We start from the raw sequence: 15982 nt of genomic DNA, 5'->3' as shown, positions 1-15982 counted from the left end.
GCGAATGCGGGGTTTTTTTATGAGGTCAGATTAATCCTTGTGTAGCTCGTTCGCTGCATAGAGCGTGTTCTGTAGTAGCGTGGCAATGGTCATCGGCCCTACGCCTCCCGGAACCGGGGTGATGTAAGCAGCCCGCTCCGACGCCGCTGCGAAATCCACATCGCCACGCAGTTTGCCGTCTTCCATCCGGTTGATTCCCACATCAATCACCGTTGCTCCGGGCTTGACCCACTCGCCCTTGATCAGTCCTGGCTTTCCGACCGCGGCAATCAGAATGTCCGCTTCCCGCACAAATTTCTCGAGATTGTCGGTAAACCGGTGGCATATTGTGACTGTGGCGCCTTTGAGCAGCAGCTCCATGGTCATCGGGCGGCCGACGATGTTGGATGCGCCGACGATAACCGCGTGCTGGCCCTTGTAAGGGGTGTCTACGCTGTCCAGCAGGGTGATGACGCCTGCGGGCGTGCAGGGTCTCAGGGCCGGTTTGCGCTGCATCAGGCGGCCGATGTTGTAGGGGTGGAAGCCGTCCACATCCTTGTCAGGGCGGATCTTTACCAGAATGGGGTCTGGGTCCATATGGTCGGGCAGGGGAAGCTGCACCAGGATGCCGTCTACGTCAGGGTTCTCGTTGAGCTCGTCAACCAGTGCCTCCAGGGCCTCCTGTGACGTGTCTTCCGGAAGGTCGTAGGAGAGCGACATGATGCCCGCCTCGTCACAGGCCCTGCGTTTGTTGCCTACGTATACGTGCGAGGCCGGGTCATTGCCCACCAGCACCACAGCCAGCCCCGGCGCACGAAGCCCCTGCTGTTTACGGGCCTCGGTTCCTGCCGCAACCTGTTGTCGCACAGAGGCGGCGATATCTTTTCCGTTGATCAGTTTGGCGCTCATGTCTTTGTCTTGTCGGTTGTGCGAAAATAAAGGCGCAGCATTGTCTCATGCTTGGGCTCCGTCGCCAATCGATGGGCGAAAACCCCAAATGCGTGTTGACGGACCGGTTCGGCGCCGGTAATATGCGCGCCAACTTTGCTGAGGTATCTGTTGTTCAGTTTAGACGGGGTATAGCGCAGTCTGGTAGCGCGCCTGCTTTGGGAGCAGGATGTCGGGAGTTCGAATCTCTCTACCCCGACCACTTTCTGGCCAGTCCAGGATATTGAACAGTCAGGTGGGCGAACGGTTTATGCGCTCGTAGCTCAGCTGGATAGAGCATCGGCCTTCTAAGCCGGTGGTCGCAGGTTCGAGTCCTGCCGGGCGCGCCATACCGCAGACGGTTTGATCCGTCCCGGAGACACCGAATCAGCAAAGTTAACCTGAAGTACCTGTTGGGGTCTGCCCGGCGGTAGTCTGGATGTGGTGGACGTAGCTCAGTTGGTAGAGCTCAGGATTGTGACTCCTGCGGTCGAGGGTTCGAACCCCTTCGTCCACCCCACTTTCCCGCTTACAGTGATGCGCAGCTCCTTTAGATTGAGAATTCCGATTTTTTTGCCTCGGTGGTGGAATTGGTAGACACGATAGGTTTAGGTCCTATTGCCGCAAGGCGTGGGGGTTCAAGTCCCTCCCGAGGTACCAAATCAAAAACCCCCTCAGAATTTCTGAGGGGGTTTTTTTATGGGTTATAGAAGTGGCTGGAGAGTGATTCCTGTCACATTGATGTTTATAGCCCCCTTTCTTTTTTGGTTTTAATCCCCAACTCTCGTTTCAGATAAAAGAGCGGGGCGCCCATATTCCCGGAAGTTGCCTGTAACAGGTGGATTCTCTCGGCACGGCAAACCGTGATAAACTACCCGCTTTTAAATTTGCGTCCTTTTCAGGAAATTCGTCCTGAAATCGATTTTAGCTTTTATTTTCATTCACATACCGAACCTGTAATTTGAGGATCTTCCATGCAAGTGTCTGTTGAAACGACCTCCAACATCGAACGTCGGATGACAATCGGTGTGCCCGCCCAGGAAATCGACCAGGCGGTTCAGAAACGCCTGCAGGAAACCGCTCGCACGGTAAAGATGAACGGTTTCCGCCCGGGCAAGGTGCCCATGCGTGTGGTGAAGCGTCGTTTTGGTGACAGTGTCCGTCAGGAGATTGTCGGCGAGGTTATGCGCGACAACTACATCAAGGCGCTGCAGGAGCAGGACATCAACCCGGCGGGTTGGCCGAAGTTCGAGCCGAAAACCATGGAAGAGGGCAAGGACCTGGAGTTCGTCGCCATTTTCGAAGTACTGCCGGAAGTGGAGCTGGGTGACTTCAGCAAGATCTCCGTTGAGAAGCCGAAAGCTGAGATTGCCGATAAAGACGTTGACACCATGATCGACAACCTGCGTCGCCAGCAGGCCACCATGAAGTCGGTCAAGCGTAAGTCCAAGAACAAGGATGTGGTGCTGATTGATTTTAAAGGCACTGTTGATGGTGAAGAGTTCGAGGGTGGTGCTGCCGAGAATCACAAGCTGACCCTTGGCTCAGGTCAGATGATTCCCGGTTTCGAAAAGGGCATCGTCGGCGGCAAGGCCGGTGAAGAGCTTGAAATCGAAGTGACCTTCCCCGAGGACTACCAGAACGAAGAGCTGGCGGGCAAGCCGGCTAAGTTCGATATCAAGATTCACGAGGTTCAGGAGCCGCAGCTTCCGGAGCTGGATGCTGAATTCTTCAAGAAATTTGGTATCGACGCTGAAGACGAAGCCACGTTCCGTGAAGAAGTGCAGAAGAACATGGAGCGTGAGCTCAAGCAGGCGGTCTCCAACAAGGTTAAGAATGACGTAGTTGAGGGGCTTCTGGAAAGCACCGAGCTTGATGTGCCCACGGCCCTGGTGGATCAGGAGATTGATCGCCTGCGCCAGGATGCGGTACAGCGGTTCGGCGGCCAGGTAGACTTCCAGCAGCTGCCTAAGGAAATCTTCGAAGAGCAGGCCCGTCGCCGTGTGAAAACAGGCCTTCTGTTCCAGGAAGTCGTCAAGCAGAACGACCTGAAGGCAGATCCTGCTAAAGTGGATGAAAAGATCCAGGAAATTGCGTCAACGTATGAACAACCTGAAGAGGTTGTGGCGCATTTCAACAGCAGCCCTGAACAGAAGCAGCAGATCGAGTCATCTGTTCTTGAAGATGCGGTTGTTGATCTGATTCTTGACCAGGCCAAGGTCAAGGAGAAGAAGCTGAAGTACGAAGAGGCTATCCAGGCCGGTCAGCAGCAGCGCTAAAGACGGCAGGGCTATTACAGATTGGCCCTGCATGCCTGGGAAGTAGAACAGCCGGTACGTCCGGCTGTTTTCATCTTGGCCCGGTGCTGGCACAGTAATAGCGATAAGAAAAACGAGGCGTAGCTGATTTATAAGCGGTGGCGATAAAACGCCACTCCATTGTCCAGAAGGAGTTCACGCGCATCATGACGCAGACACCAATTGATGGTCCCGCAATGGTTACCAATTCCGGCCTGGTACCAATCGTTATCGAGCAGACCGCACGAGGCGAACGTTCTTTTGACATCTTTTCCCGTCTGTTAAAGGAGCGGGTAATCTTCCTGGTGGGCCCGGTTGAAGACCATATGGCCAACCTGATTGTGGCTCAGTTGCTGTTCCTTGAGTCCGAGAACCCGGACAAGGACATTCATCTGTACATCAACAGCCCGGGTGGCTCCGTTACTGCGGGTATGTCTATCTATGACACCATGCAGTTCATCAAGCCCGATGTGGCCACGCTGTGCGTGGGTCAAGCTGCCAGCATGGGCGCTTTTCTGCTGGCGGGCGGTGCAGAGGGCAAGCGTGCCTGTCTGCCGAATTCGCGGGTTATGATTCATCAGCCGTTAGGCGGTTACCAAGGGCAGGCTACGGATATTGAGATCCACACACGTGAGATTCTGAAGATCCGTCACACCCTGAATTCTATCCTGGCCCATCATACCGGCCAGAAGCTGGACACCATCGCCAAGGATACGGACCGTGATAATTTCATGGATCCTCAGCAGGCGAAGGACTACGGGCTGATTGATTCTATACTTGATAAGCGTGTACCGAATAAATAATACTGAAGGTAATCGCAACATTCCCTGCCGGCGTATTGAGGTGAGTGCGCCGGCAAACCAAGCTCAGAGGTATTTCAATGGCAGATGAAAGAAACGGCAGGGGCGACGATAACGGCAAGTTGCTGTACTGCTCGTTTTGTGGAAAGAGCCAGCATGAAGTCCGTAAGCTCATTGCAGGGCCCTCGGTGTTCATCTGCGACGAGTGCGTCGATCTGTGCAACGATATTATCCGGGAGGAAATCCAGGAAAATGCACAGGAAGAGGCCAGTGATCGTCTTCCGACACCCGCTGAAATCCGCGACACGCTGAATGAATACGTGATCGGCCAGGACCGGGCCAAGGTGGTGCTGTCTGTAGCGGTTTATAACCACTACAAGCGCCTCCGCTACGGTGAGGGCAAGGCCGAGGTAGAACTTGGCAAGAGTAATATCCTGCTGATCGGCCCGACGGGTAGTGGTAAGACCCTGCTTGCCGAAACGCTGGCTCGGATGCTGAATGTTCCCTTCACTATTGCCGACGCAACCACGTTGACCGAGGCGGGCTACGTCGGTGAAGACGTCGAGAACATCATCCAGAAACTTCTGCAGAAATGCGACTACGATGTCGACAAGGCCCAGCGGGGCATTGTGTACATCGATGAAATTGACAAGATTTCCCGCAAGTCTGATAACCCGTCCATTACCCGGGATGTGTCCGGTGAGGGCGTTCAGCAGGCCCTGCTCAAGCTGATTGAGGGTACCGTGGCGTCCGTTCCTCCCCAGGGCGGCCGCAAACACCCGCAGCAGGAATTCCTGCAGGTGGACACCGGTAACATGTTGTTTATCTGCGGCGGCGCCTTTGCCGGCCTGGATAAGGTGATTCAGGAGCGCTCAGAGCGCAGCAGTATTGGTTTCTCTGCGCTGGTGAAGAGCCCGGACGACACCAAGAACACGGGCGATATCATTAAGGATGTCGAAACCGAGGATTTGGTCAAATATGGCCTGATCCCGGAGTTCGTCGGTCGTTTGCCGGTGGTGGCGACTCTGACGGAACTGGATGAAGAGGCGCTTGTCCAGATACTGACTGAGCCCAAGAACGCTCTGACCAAACAGTACCAGAAGCTGTTTGACATGGAAGGCGTGGAACTGGATTTTCGTGAAGACGCGTTGCGGGCTGTTGCTCGCAAAGCCATGGAGCGCAAAACCGGCGCCCGTGGTCTTCGTTCCATCATGGAGGCGACATTGCTGGACACCATGTATCAGATACCGTCTGAACATGATGTCTCCAAGGTGGTGATTGACGAGAGCGTCATCAGCGGCCAATCCGAGCCCTTCAAGATTTATGCGAGCAGCGACCACGCCAAGGCGGTACCGGAAGATTAATGCTCCGGTCAGTCGGCGTTTAAAAAAGGGCGGAAACGCCCTTTTTTTATGCCCGCACCGTGCCGGGAAATGGTGCCTGGGCGCGTAAAAAGATTGCAATTTTTGCTGTCGCCCCAATGAAGGGTGATATGCTGAATCAAACATCGTCAGAGGATTTTCTATGACCCTGATACCTGAAGAGTCCGTGCAAGAATACCCGCTGTTGCCGCTGAGAGATGTGGTGGTGTTCCCGCACATGGTGGTGCCGCTGTTTGTGGGCCGAGAGAAGTCCATACAGGCACTGGAAGCGGCCATGGAGGGCAACAAGGAAATCCTGCTGGTGGCTCAGAGAGATGCGTCGACGGACGAACCAGGCCCGGATGATGTGTTTGCCATGGGTACTGTAGCCACAGTATTGCAAATGCTCAGGTTGCCGGATGGCACCGTCAAGGTCCTGGTTGAGGGCAACGCCCGTGCAACCGTTACCGGCATCGCTGAAGGCGAGTATCTCGCCGGTACGGCCATGCTGATGGATGAGGACTCGCTGCCAGCCAGGGAAGAGGAAGTACTGGTCAAAACCCTGATGGACGAGTTCGAGAAGTACGTGAAGCTCTCCAGGAAGGTGCCCTCGGAAGTCTCCAATGCGCTGACCGGCATCAATGAGCTTGAGCGCCTTGCAGATACCATGGCAGCCCATCTGGAGCTGAAGATTCCCGAGAAGCAGGAGCTTCTTGAAGCCCTCGAGATTCGCCAGCGCGTTGACTTGCTGCTAGGCAAGCTGGACGGCGAAATTGACCTGATCGAAGTTGAAAAACGCATCCGCGGCCGCGTCAAGAAACAGATGGAGCGGAGTCAGCGGGAGTACTATCTCAACGAGCAGATGAAAGCCATCCAGAAGGAGATGGGCAGCCTCGGTGAGGGCAACAACGATTTTGAAGAGCTTGAGCAAAAGCTGGAGGAAGCCGGCCTGCCCGAAGAGGCCCGCAAGAAAACCGAAGCGGAACTGAACAAGCTCAAGATGATGTCACCGATGTCTGCAGAGGCAACGGTGGTGCGTGGTTACATCGACTGGATGCTGGCCATTCCCTGGAAAAAACGCAGCCGTGTTCGCCACGATATAGAGAAGGCCCGCGATATCCTGGATGAGGATCACTACGGGCTGGACGAGGTGAAGAAGCGGATTCTTGAGTATCTGGCGGTTCAGAGCCGGGTGAAAAAAGTGAAGGGCCCGGTTCTCTGTCTGGTAGGTCCTCCCGGTGTTGGTAAGACCTCCCTTGGCCAATCGATCGCTCGCGCGACCAATCGCAAGTATACACGTATGGCGTTGGGCGGCGTCCGTGATGAAGCGGAGATTCGTGGCCACCGCAAAACCTACATTGGTGCCTTGCCCGGCAAGTTGCTTCAGAAGCTGTCCAAGGTGGGTGTGAAGAACCCGTTGTTCCTGTTCGACGAGATCGACAAGATGGGCATGGACCATCGTGGCGACCCGGCATCAGCGTTGCTGGAAGTGCTCGACCCGGAACAGAACCACACCTTCAACGACCATTACCTGGAGGTCGATTACGATCTCTCCGACGTGATGTTCGTGTGCACCTCGAACTCCATGGACATTCCGCCGGCGCTGCTGGACCGCATGGAGATTATTCGTATTCCCGGGTACACCGAGGACGAGAAGGTCAACATTGCGCTTAAGTATCTGCTGCCCAAGCAGGTCAAGGCCAATGGTCTGCGCAAGAACGAACTCGACATGCCGGAGCAAACGCTTCGTGACCTGATTCGCTACTATACCCGTGAGGCCGGCGTACGCGGCCTTGAGCGTGAGATCGCCAAGATCTGCCGCAAAGTGGTGCGGGATCACGTTGAAAGCGGTGACAAGGCCTCTGTGACGCTCTCGCCCGAGATGCTTGAGGACTATTCCGGCGTCAAGAAGTTCAAGTATGGCCTGGCCGAGGAGAAGAATCAGGTCGGGCAGGTAACAGGCCTTGCCTGGACCCAGGTCGGTGGTGAGCTGCTGACTCTCGAATGCGCGTTGACCAAAGGCAAGGGACGGGTGGTCAAGACCGGCTCCCTGGGTGATGTGATGCAGGAGTCTATCCAGGCCGCCCTGACAGTGGTCAGAAGTCGCGCACTGGGGTTGGGTATCAGTGACGATTTCCATGAAAAGCACGATCTGCACGTTCACGTTCCTGAGGGCGCAACGCCAAAAGATGGTCCTAGCGCCGGTATCGGCATGTGCACGGCACTGGTTTCTTCATTGACCCAGATTCCGGTTCGGGCCGATGTGGCGATGACCGGCGAGATCACCCTGAGGGGCCGCGTGCTGGCCATCGGCGGCCTCAAGGAAAAGCTTCTGGCGGCACACCGGGGTGGCATCAAGACGGTGATTATCCCGGATGAAAATGTTCGTGATCTCAAAGAGATACCGGAGAACATCAAGGAATCACTGGAGATCCGTCCGGTCAAATGGATTGACGAGGTTCTGGACATTGCGCTGGCCTATCCGCCCGAACCGCGCGCCGAAGATTCGTCCTCGAAACCGGGTGCAGGTAAGCCCCGTGACGAAGACGGCGACGCTGCAGAGCGCATAAATACACATTAAACCCGCGTTGAATTGTTGACATGCGAGAGAGCCCATTGGTATAACTGTTTCGCCGTGAAGCAGCCAATATCAAGGGCTCCCGCGCAGTTAATGCCTATTCCGAACACCGGTTAGTAACCGAAAGGAATAAAAATAGTGAAGAATGGAATTCTCTGACCGCTTATGCGATAGTCGGGAACGTCCAGGAAACAACAAACCAACCTATAACATCTTCAACCTGAAATCGAAGGGGTTTAGTGTGAACAAGTCCGAACTGATCGATGCAATTGCAGAATCCGCAGATATCTCCAAAGCCGCTGCTGGCCGTGCTCTGGATGCCATGACCACCTCTATCACCGGTGCCCTTAAAAAAGGCGATCAGGTAACCCTGATTGGTTTTGGTACTTTCTCTGTTAAAGAGCGTGCCGCTCGTACTGGCCGTAACCCGCAGACGGGTGCCGAGATCAAGATCCCGGCCTCCAAAGTGCCTGGGTTCAAGGCAGGTAAGGCCCTGAAAGACTCCGTTAAGTAACGGACTCTTTCATCTGGCAATGTCCGGGATTCCCGGTCATTGTCGGAGCGGTTGGCCCGGTGGCGATACCGCTGCCAGCCTGCTCCAGATGAATTCAAGGCGCATTCCTGAAAGAATGCGCCTTTTTACGTTAAGAGACCCTCACAGACTTTGATCAGGGATCCGGGAGAGACATGCTTCAAGATATTCGGGAAAATGCCCAGGGCACCATTGCCAAAATCATCATTGGCCTTCTGATTGTTTCACTTTCTATCTGGGGAATGGACGCGATTGTCGGTGGTTTTTCCGGCGAGCCTGAAGTGGCGACGGTCAATGGGGAAGACATTACCGAGAGGGAATTCCTCCGGGTTGTACAGATTGAGAGTCAACGCCGCCTGTCCGAGATGGAGAATCCAGATCCGTCGTTGCTGGATGAGGATCAGGTTCGTCAGGATGTTCTCGATGCCCTGATCCAGCAGAAAGTGATGACCCTGAACGCCGAAGACCAGGGGCTGGAACTCTCTGATGCCGATATTGACTCCCTGATCACCCAGATGCCCCAGTTCCAGGTAGACGGTACCTTTAACCGCGACCGGTTTGTCTCTGCGGTCAGGAATATGGGAATGGGCGTTGCCGAGTTTCGCGAAACCATGCGCAAGCAGTATGTGGTGAACCAGATCCGTGCCGGTATCTCTCAGAGTGGCGTAGTGACGGATGAAAATGTGGCCCAGTTGCTGCGCATCCAGAACCAGACCCGTGACTTCCGTGTGACGACGCTTTCTGCAGACGCTGTGAGCGATCAGGTGGAGGTGACCGAGGCCGATGTGGAAGCGTACTACGATGAGAACCAGGACGCCTTCAAGCTTCCTGAGAGCGTGGATGCCAGTTACATCGTTCTGTCACTGGCAGCACTTGCCGAAACCATCGATGTCAGTGATGACCAACTGCGTGACTATTATGAACAGCGGTCCTCTGAGCTGGCCCGCGAAGAACGACGTGCCTCACACATCCTGATTGAGGATGGAGAGAACGCTGAAGAGACCATGGCGACAATTCAGGAGCGTCTGGCAGCCGGTGAGTCGTTTGCAACGCTGGCTGAAGAGTTCTCCGTGGATACGGTCTCCGCAGAGCAGGGGGGCGATCTGGGCTTTGCTGAGCGTGGTGTCTACGATCCGGCCTTTGAAGAAGCCCTGTTTGCACTTGAAGAAGGGGAAGTATCCGATCCGGTGTCCACCAGCTTCGGTGTTCATCTCATCAAGCTTGAGGACGTGCAGAAAACCGAAGCACCCCCATTGGCAGAATTGGAAGATCAACTCCGCCGTGAGCTTGCCCAGCGTGAAGCCACCGAGCGTTTTGCCGAAGTTCGCTCAGAGCTTGCTGACCTGGCTTATGCGGCTGATGATCTGGCCGGTCCAGCAGAAGAACTGGGTCTTGAAGTGCGGGAAAAGAGTGGTATCACCCGGAACGGGGGTGAAGCGCCCTTTGATCACGCGGGTCTGATCCGCCAGTTGTTTTCCGAGGATGTATTGACCGAAGGCTTTAACACCGAGCTGATTGACGTCGGCGACAACATGTCCGTCGTAGCTCGGGTGGATGAGTACCAGGAAGCACAACAGCAGCCGCTTGAAGAAGTGGCCGATGAAATTCGTGCGGCGCTGACCAGTCAGAAGACTCGTGAAGCGCTCAGAGAGCGTGCTGACGCGATCATCGCTGACCTTGAATCCGGCAAGAACATTGAAGAGCTGGGGCTTGAGGAGTGGCAATCCTATGAGGATCAGCCCAGGAGCAACCCATCGCTCGGTGGTGCTGTCATGTCCCAGGTGTTTTCACTTCAACGCCCTGGTGACGGAGACAATGTCTACGGCTCGGTGGTGTCCAGTGACAGCGCGACCATCGTGGCCCTCGATGCGGTTAACGAGGGTGACGTGAACCGGGATGGTGGTGAATTCCGGCAGCTTCGCGGTTTCCTGGCATCGCTTGAGGGGCAGCGCGAGTATCAGGCGTATCAGCAGTTCCTCAGAGAGAACGCCGAAGTAGAACGGCCGTAACAACAAGGCACCCGGTATCGGGTGCCTTGTTGCATTGCACGAGAGGCCCGGGCAACGTCCCGGGCTTTTTTAGTTGGCTTCGTCGATGTAGATTTCGGGGGTCTCCCCGCGTACATCGAAGTAGAACCCATAGGTACCGGTCTCGGGCGGGGTAAAGCGGAAGTTTTCGAAGACCGCGGAGCAATTAGTCTTTACCGGTTTGTTCAACTGAACATCCTTGTCTTCTTCCGACAGGTAGCCGCAATTGGTGCCTGACGTCCAGTTGGCATCACCAAACTTGAACTCGTAGGGTTGCCCGTCAGCCTTGAGTTCCACTTCCGTGCGATAGAGCCCGTTGTCCACTTTCTTGACCTTGTACTCCGGCAGTGCATCCCACCAGGCAAATTGCCCGCGTAGGTACAAGGATTTGCTGTAGTCGCGTTCACCACCGGTGGTGGCGCAACCGGCTGTGATGGCCATAACCGAGGCCAAAGCCAATGTTGTGAGTTTCCTGTTCATGATTGTCTCCTTTATGGTTGCTGGCCCCATGGGATCTGTTCCTCCATGGGGCCGCCAGGGCCGTTGTCAGCGGCCCTATCGATTGAATACAGCCACTGACAGGGCCGGTACCGTGAAGGTGCCGTTCGCTGCTGCAGCGGTCTGTTCCGGGGAGGTGTCCGCCATCACGGAAAAGGCCTCATTTAGGCTGGTGTCCAGTGCCTGTTGGGTCCCTGTGCTGTTGATCACCACGACGACCTGATCCACGTCGCTGTCCAGATCGGTCAGGCCGTTGTCGGGGCCATCGTCCAGACTGAAGGCAATCACGCCGGGTACCTGGCTGGGTCCGGTGTTGTGGAACGACAGTCGTTCACTGACCTGTTCAGCGGTGCGTAGACGGAAAAGCTCGCTTTCGTTACGAACGATCAGCAACTTCTCGACCTGCTCGCGGGTGTAGTCGATCTCGCTTGGCGTTGGGCCGGCCTGGAACTGGCCGATGATCTCGGTGATCAGGTCCCAGTTCGCGCCGTCCTTGTCCTGACGGGGCAGGCCACTATTCCAGGCGGTTTCCTGGTAACTGAAGTCGACTTCATTAAACCAGTCGCCGGAATCGTAACTGTCCCTTTCCATGGATTTGGAACGCAGCAATTCCGAGCCCATATGGATGAAGGGAATGCCCTGGCTGAGGATGGGGACGGAAAGTCCCACCACCTGCATCTGGGCACGTTCCTGAAGCGTGGCGGCGAAATCCGCCTTGTACTGGTTGTTGTCCCAGAGCGTCTGGTTGTCGTGCTTGGAGACGTAGTTGATGATTTCCTGGGGATCGCTGGTATACCCGGCACTCTGACCGTTGTAATCGATCTCCGCGCCGGTTCTGGTGGTGCCATCGGCGGTGATCAACGAATAGTCGCTCAGGCTGCCGGCAATGCCAACGCGGATCCAGTCGCTGATCTGCAGCAGGCGGGTTTTCTCAGCGTCGCTGCCGCTGTTTCGGTCGTTGGGGATGCTGAACAGACCATTGCTGAAGCCCTGGTTAGCGCGCAGTGCGTCACCGCCATCGAAGGGGCCGCCACCACGTACGGCGTCACGCAGGCGATCGTTGAAGGAGCCGATGCCCGTTCCGGCCATGTTTGGCTGGATGGCGTTGACGCCACGCGCATTATTGGCGACTTCACCGAAGTTCCAGCCCTCACCGTAGAAGTAGGTGTCTGGATCGACCGCAGTTACGGCATCCAGCGCCTTTTCCATATTCGACAGCATGTGATGCCCCATCAGGTCAAAGCGGAACCCGGAAATGCCGTACTCCGACGCCCAGGTGACCAGGGAGTCGATCATCAGCTTTTCCATCATCCGGTGCTCGGACGCGGTGTTTTCACAGCAGGTTGACTGCTCAACAACGCCGGTTTCGGGGTTCTGGCGGTGGTAGTAGCCGGGGACCAGTTTGTCGAGAACCGACTTGTCGGCAAGCCCGGAGGCGTTGGTGTGGTTGTAGACCACATCCAGGACCACGTTCAGACCCAGATTGGTGGCAGACTGCACCATTTCACGGAATTCCCGTATCCGGGTCACCCCGTTGGCATCGGAGGCGTAGCTGCCCTCGGGAACGGTGTAGTGCACCGGGTCATAGCCCCAGTTGAAGCTGTCGAGGCCACGAAAAGTGCCATACAGCGCCTGGGCATCGCCGGTTGCAGGGTCGAAGGATGCCAGGACCGTGCGGATGGTGTCGCCACTGCCGCAGAGGTCCGCATAGTTCGCTGCGGCTTCGTCAGACAGGTCGCACAGTTTGCTGAAGTCGTCGTCGATATTGACCACCTCGGCCGGGTTTTCGTTGATCGTTGCGATATCGAAAGACGGCAGCAGGTGGAGATGGGTGATGCCGGCGTTCGCCAGGCTTTCCAGGTGAGTGATGCCATCGCTGATGGATTCCGTAAAGGCGGCGTACTTGCCCCGGTTGGCAGCTGCAACGGTTTCGTCGGTGGCGCTGAAATCGCGAATATGGGTCTCATACACCACGACATCCTCGGGGGCCTGCACTGTCGGTGGGGTCAGGCTGTCCCAGTTGGCCGGTTTCAGGTCGCTGTCAGCCAAATCGACGACCTGCGCATACACGCCATTTTCGGAAAGGCTCAGGGCATAGGGGTCCGATGTCATGGTGGTTTCGATGGCATCGGTACGGGGGTGGTAGACCGTCACCTCATACTGGTAGAACTTGCGGTCGACATCGGCGGTGTTGCCGGTATGCCTCCAGACACCGTTATCCCGGGTCATGTCTACCGGATAGCCGCTCACCATGCTGCCGTCGGCATTGAACACGTGCAGGCGCATGCTCTGGGCCGTTGGGGCCCAAACCGCAAACCCGGTATCGGCACCGCTAACGGTTGCGCCCAGAGTGCCGTCATAGGCATAGAGATCGTCGAGCACACCCGGGATCTGAAGGCGGGTAGCCGACATCAGCTCATCATTGCCATTGTAAGCGCCGGCAATCAGTTGGCCGCGCAAAGCGTCCATTTTGGTCTGACTGTCGGTGTCCACGCTATAGGCTGGCCAGTCTGCAAGATGGGGGAAGGCCTCTTCCAGCTCCGGCGAGAGGGTGGTTGCGCTCAGCTCAATAACGGTGCCCCCGTTCAGGGTTTTATCGGTGTTATCGACAGTGATGCCGGCGCCAGCGTCATATCGAAGTTCGACTCGGGTCGCCGCGGCGGTGTCGGCAAAGACGAGCGTATTGGCGTCCAGCCAGTGAGCCTTGGCGCCGTCGACGGCCAGTTCCTCGGCTTCGATCGGGTCGGGGGAGAGCAGCTGACTGCCGCTGATCGTGAAAATACGATTGCCCAGGGCGCCGAAGTGCCAGCGTTTATCATTATCACCCAGGTCTTTTTCATCGCCCTTGTGCATGATGAAGTTCATGCAGTCGCCGCCGTCGCGCATGGGAATGATGTAATAGGCGCCGTAGGTGTCGTTCACGCCACTGGCGGTGTGTGGGTCGGTCCACTCGGTCGGCACGCCTTCCGCCAGGCCATCGCAACCGGCTGCGGCGTCGTTCCAGAGATGGAGCCCCCAGCCGTCATAGTCGCCGGCGGGGCGTTTGTAATAGAGGATGGCTTCGTTGTCGCCGGGTTCCAGCAGGGCGGTGGAGTCCCCGCCTCCGCCGTCGCCGGAGTCTGAAGATGAGCTGTTGCTACCGGAGTTGCAACCGACAAGAGCCAGGGACAAAGCCAAGGCCCAGCCGCCTGCAACCAGTTTATGGTCAGGCATAACGCGTATCCTTTTTCCATTGTTGTTGTTTGGGATGTTGCTTGCGAACCGGCAGAACCTGTACGCAAACGTTGCAGGATCATGGTTGCGCGAAGAGCTCGGCCACACATCCTTCGGCAACGGACTTTTGCGGGCGTAGTCTGAGGGGCGTATGGGGAGTAGAGAATAGAGGAGTGGTGCGTACAAAAAAGGGCCGGCTGAAAAGCCGGCCCAAGGAGGTCCAACGAGAGTGTGTGGTGTTTAGAGCCTTACCACCAGGCTTCGATCTGGGCACCGATCTGGATGTCGCCATCGATGCCTTCACTACGAGCGGCTTCCGCCTGATCGCCGAAGAACGCTGCCGCGTAGGCACGAATCACCGGGCGCGCCCAGTAACCGGGGCCTGCGCTCCACTGTTGCGCAATGGCAACTTTCTGCAGGTCGGTTTCTTCGTCGTTGTAGGGGTGGTGCACATCCTCATAGCCGATTTCCAGAGCTGTGCTGGTCACGGAGTTCCAGTTGTAGATCGGGCGAGCAACAACACTCAGGCGGGTGGGTTCCTCTTCGTTGATCGGGCCGTAGGTTTCACCTTTGGAGTACAGGGCGGAGTAGCCAAGCTCCCAAGGGCCTCCGAGCTTGACCACGCCGTGGTTCAACACGCGCCAGCTCTTCTCGAGCGTGCCGTCGTAGTAAGGGGCGTTGAGGCTCGCGTTGCCGCCCTGGTTGGCAAAGGCGGCTTCGCCCAGGGAGTCGGTCGCATACTGCAGGACGAATTTGTTAAAGCCACCCATGAAACCAGATGACAGTTCAATGGTACCGAAGAAGCCGTCTTCGTCCATGATGCCAGCGGCCTCCTGCTCATCGGTCAAGTCAGCCATGCCATAGATGCCCGCCAGTGTCAGCGTGCTTTCGCCAACCGGGAAGGCGTAGCGCAGGTCCAGCTTGTTGTTCTGAACGATGGTGTCGCTTTCCTGCTTGTCAAAGTTGATCCATGCAGCAGAGAACTGGCCGGCACCGGCCTGAATGTTTTCAACGCCCGCGCCGTAGCCGGAGTTGTTGATGTAGAACAGGTCCAACTGGTGCACGTCATGACGCTTGTAGAAGCGCTTGCCAGCCCAGAGTGTGGCACCAGGCAGAGATTCGATGACGTTGGTGCCGGACACGTAAAGCTGACGCACCGCTACTTCGCCGCCGCTATAGGGGTTGCCGTTGTTGCGAGTGGTTTCCTCGCCGGCAAAATCGACGCCGTTGACATCGTCGGCGCCGTCAAATGCCTGGTAGTCGTTACCCTGGTTGATGGCTTCGTAGGAGACCATGGAGTCGAAGCGGAACGTTTTACCGTCCTGGCTGAAGAGCTGGTCACCAAAGGCCAGTTCCGCATAAGTGTCGCATTCGTCTGCAAGGCGTCCGACAAAGTGGCCGTTGGCACCGCTACCGAAACAGGTTTGTTCCCCGCCACTGCTGGTGTTGGTGGAAAGACCTGAGCGGGCATAGCCATGAAAATCAACGGCGATGGCGGGCGTAGCCATGATGGCAGCTGTGACCGCAGCCGCAAGCGGGAGTTTGTTCGGGAAAAAGCGCTTATTGTTTTGCATCATCTGTGTCCTGTGCTTTTTGTCTTTTTTGAATGTCAGGGAAGCGGAAGTTCCGGCATCGTGTCGTGGACAGTCAGTTCCGGATCAGGCTTCCGGTTCCCTTGATTGCAGCTTCTGCCAATCAGACATTGGGAAACCGGATTTCATAGTCCTGTAACGGGAGGGGTAGTGCATCCTCCGCCCTGAAGAAAAAGGG

10 protein-coding genes and 4 tRNA genes are annotated in these 15982 nt (G+C 56.4%); 10 read left to right on the top strand and 4 right to left on the bottom strand.

The window, feature by feature from the left end:
- Positions 1 to 30: 30 nt before the first annotated feature.
- Complete coding sequence (folD, locus tag JJO78_RS10445) at positions 31 to 888, bottom strand: bifunctional methylenetetrahydrofolate dehydrogenase/methenyltetrahydrofolate cyclohydrolase FolD (RefSeq protein ID WP_075196075.1); 858 nt, start codon at positions 886 to 888, stop codon at positions 31 to 33.
- A 164-nt stretch (positions 889 to 1052) separates the two neighbouring features.
- Here folD and JJO78_RS10440 point away from each other — a divergent pair.
- The 10 genes from JJO78_RS10440 (at position 1053) to JJO78_RS10395 (ending at position 10483) form a co-directional block, all read left to right on the top strand.
- Positions 1053 to 1129: transfer RNA gene (locus tag JJO78_RS10440), tRNA-Pro, on the top strand.
- Between the two features lie 50 nt (positions 1130 to 1179).
- A tRNA-Arg gene (locus tag JJO78_RS10435) sits at positions 1180 to 1256 on the top strand.
- Between the two features lie 94 nt (positions 1257 to 1350).
- Positions 1351 to 1426, top strand: a tRNA-His gene (locus JJO78_RS10430).
- A gap of 55 nt (positions 1427 to 1481) precedes the next feature.
- Positions 1482 to 1566: transfer RNA gene (locus JJO78_RS10425), tRNA-Leu, on the top strand.
- A 314-nt stretch (positions 1567 to 1880) separates the two neighbouring features.
- Positions 1881 to 3185, top strand: coding sequence for a trigger factor (tig, locus tag JJO78_RS10420; RefSeq protein ID WP_036205090.1), 1305 nt, complete (start codon positions 1881 to 1883; stop codon positions 3183 to 3185).
- Between the two features lie 185 nt (positions 3186 to 3370).
- Positions 3371 to 4006: an ATP-dependent Clp endopeptidase proteolytic subunit ClpP gene (gene clpP, locus JJO78_RS10415; protein ID WP_036205091.1), complete on the top strand. Its 636-nt coding sequence runs from the start codon at positions 3371 to 3373 to the stop codon at positions 4004 to 4006.
- A 77-nt stretch (positions 4007 to 4083) separates the two neighbouring features.
- Positions 4084 to 5367 carry an ATP-dependent Clp protease ATP-binding subunit ClpX gene (gene clpX / locus JJO78_RS10410; protein ID WP_007154039.1) on the top strand — a complete coding sequence of 428 codons (1284 nt, stop codon included), beginning with the start codon at positions 4084 to 4086 and terminating at the stop codon, positions 5365 to 5367.
- 160 nt (positions 5368 to 5527) lie between these two features.
- The gene (gene lon / locus JJO78_RS10405) at positions 5528 to 7945 is read left to right on the top strand and encodes an endopeptidase La (protein WP_036205093.1); all 2418 of its coding nucleotides are present in this window, start codon (positions 5528 to 5530) and stop codon (positions 7943 to 7945) included.
- Between the two features lie 238 nt (positions 7946 to 8183).
- Positions 8184 to 8456 (top strand): HU family DNA-binding protein, encoded by a 273-nt coding sequence (locus tag JJO78_RS10400; protein WP_036205867.1) that lies wholly within the window; start codon positions 8184 to 8186, stop codon positions 8454 to 8456.
- Between the two features lie 173 nt (positions 8457 to 8629).
- Complete coding sequence (locus tag JJO78_RS10395) at positions 8630 to 10483, top strand: SurA N-terminal domain-containing protein (RefSeq protein WP_151982497.1); 1854 nt, start codon at positions 8630 to 8632, stop codon at positions 10481 to 10483.
- Between the two features lie 69 nt (positions 10484 to 10552).
- Here JJO78_RS10395 and JJO78_RS10390 read toward each other — a convergent pair whose 3' ends face one another.
- From JJO78_RS10390 to JJO78_RS10380, 3 genes are all read right to left on the bottom strand, one after another.
- A complete protein-coding gene (locus JJO78_RS10390) occupies positions 10553 to 10981 on the bottom strand; it encodes a hypothetical protein (protein WP_085680126.1) in 429 nt (142 codons plus the stop codon).
- A gap of 75 nt (positions 10982 to 11056) precedes the next feature.
- Positions 11057 to 14212 (bottom strand): pullulanase-type alpha-1,6-glucosidase, encoded by a 3156-nt coding sequence (gene pulA / locus JJO78_RS10385; RefSeq protein ID WP_273623617.1) that lies wholly within the window; start codon positions 14210 to 14212, stop codon positions 11057 to 11059.
- Between the two features lie 248 nt (positions 14213 to 14460).
- Positions 14461 to 15786, bottom strand: a complete 1326-nt coding sequence (locus JJO78_RS10380; RefSeq protein WP_085680128.1) for a carbohydrate porin — start codon at positions 15784 to 15786, stop codon at positions 14461 to 14463.
- Between the last annotated feature and the right edge of the window lie 196 nt (positions 15787 to 15982).

This window comes from Marinobacter sp. DS40M6 (assembly GCF_028581595.1).
GTDB classification, from domain to species: domain Bacteria; phylum Pseudomonadota; class Gammaproteobacteria; order Pseudomonadales; family Oleiphilaceae; genus Marinobacter; species Marinobacter salarius.
Note: the sequence above shows the minus strand (reverse complement) of the source record. Positions and strands in the feature narration are given on the sequence as shown.

Coding starts and splice junctions, on each gene's coding strand:
- tig (WP_036205090.1), top strand. CDS start 1,881: ATGCAAGTGTCTGTTGAAACGACCTCCAACATCGAACGTCGGATGACA.
- lon (WP_036205093.1), top strand. CDS start 5,528: ATGACCCTGATACCTGAAGAGTCCGTGCAAGAATACCCGCTGTTGCCG.
- clpX (WP_007154039.1), top strand. CDS start 4,084: ATGGCAGATGAAAGAAACGGCAGGGGCGACGATAACGGCAAGTTGCTG.
- clpP (WP_036205091.1), top strand. CDS start 3,371: ATGACGCAGACACCAATTGATGGTCCCGCAATGGTTACCAATTCCGGC.
- JJO78_RS10380 (WP_085680128.1), bottom strand. CDS start 15,786: ATGCAAAACAATAAGCGCTTTTTCCCGAACAAACTCCCGCTTGCGGCT.
- folD (WP_075196075.1), bottom strand. CDS start 888: ATGAGCGCCAAACTGATCAACGGAAAAGATATCGCCGCCTCTGTGCGA.
- JJO78_RS10395 (WP_151982497.1), top strand. CDS start 8,630: ATGCTTCAAGATATTCGGGAAAATGCCCAGGGCACCATTGCCAAAATC.
- JJO78_RS10390 (WP_085680126.1), bottom strand. CDS start 10,981: ATGAACAGGAAACTCACAACATTGGCTTTGGCCTCGGTTATGGCCATC.
- pulA (WP_273623617.1), bottom strand. CDS start 14,212: ATGCCTGACCATAAACTGGTTGCAGGCGGCTGGGCCTTGGCTTTGTCC.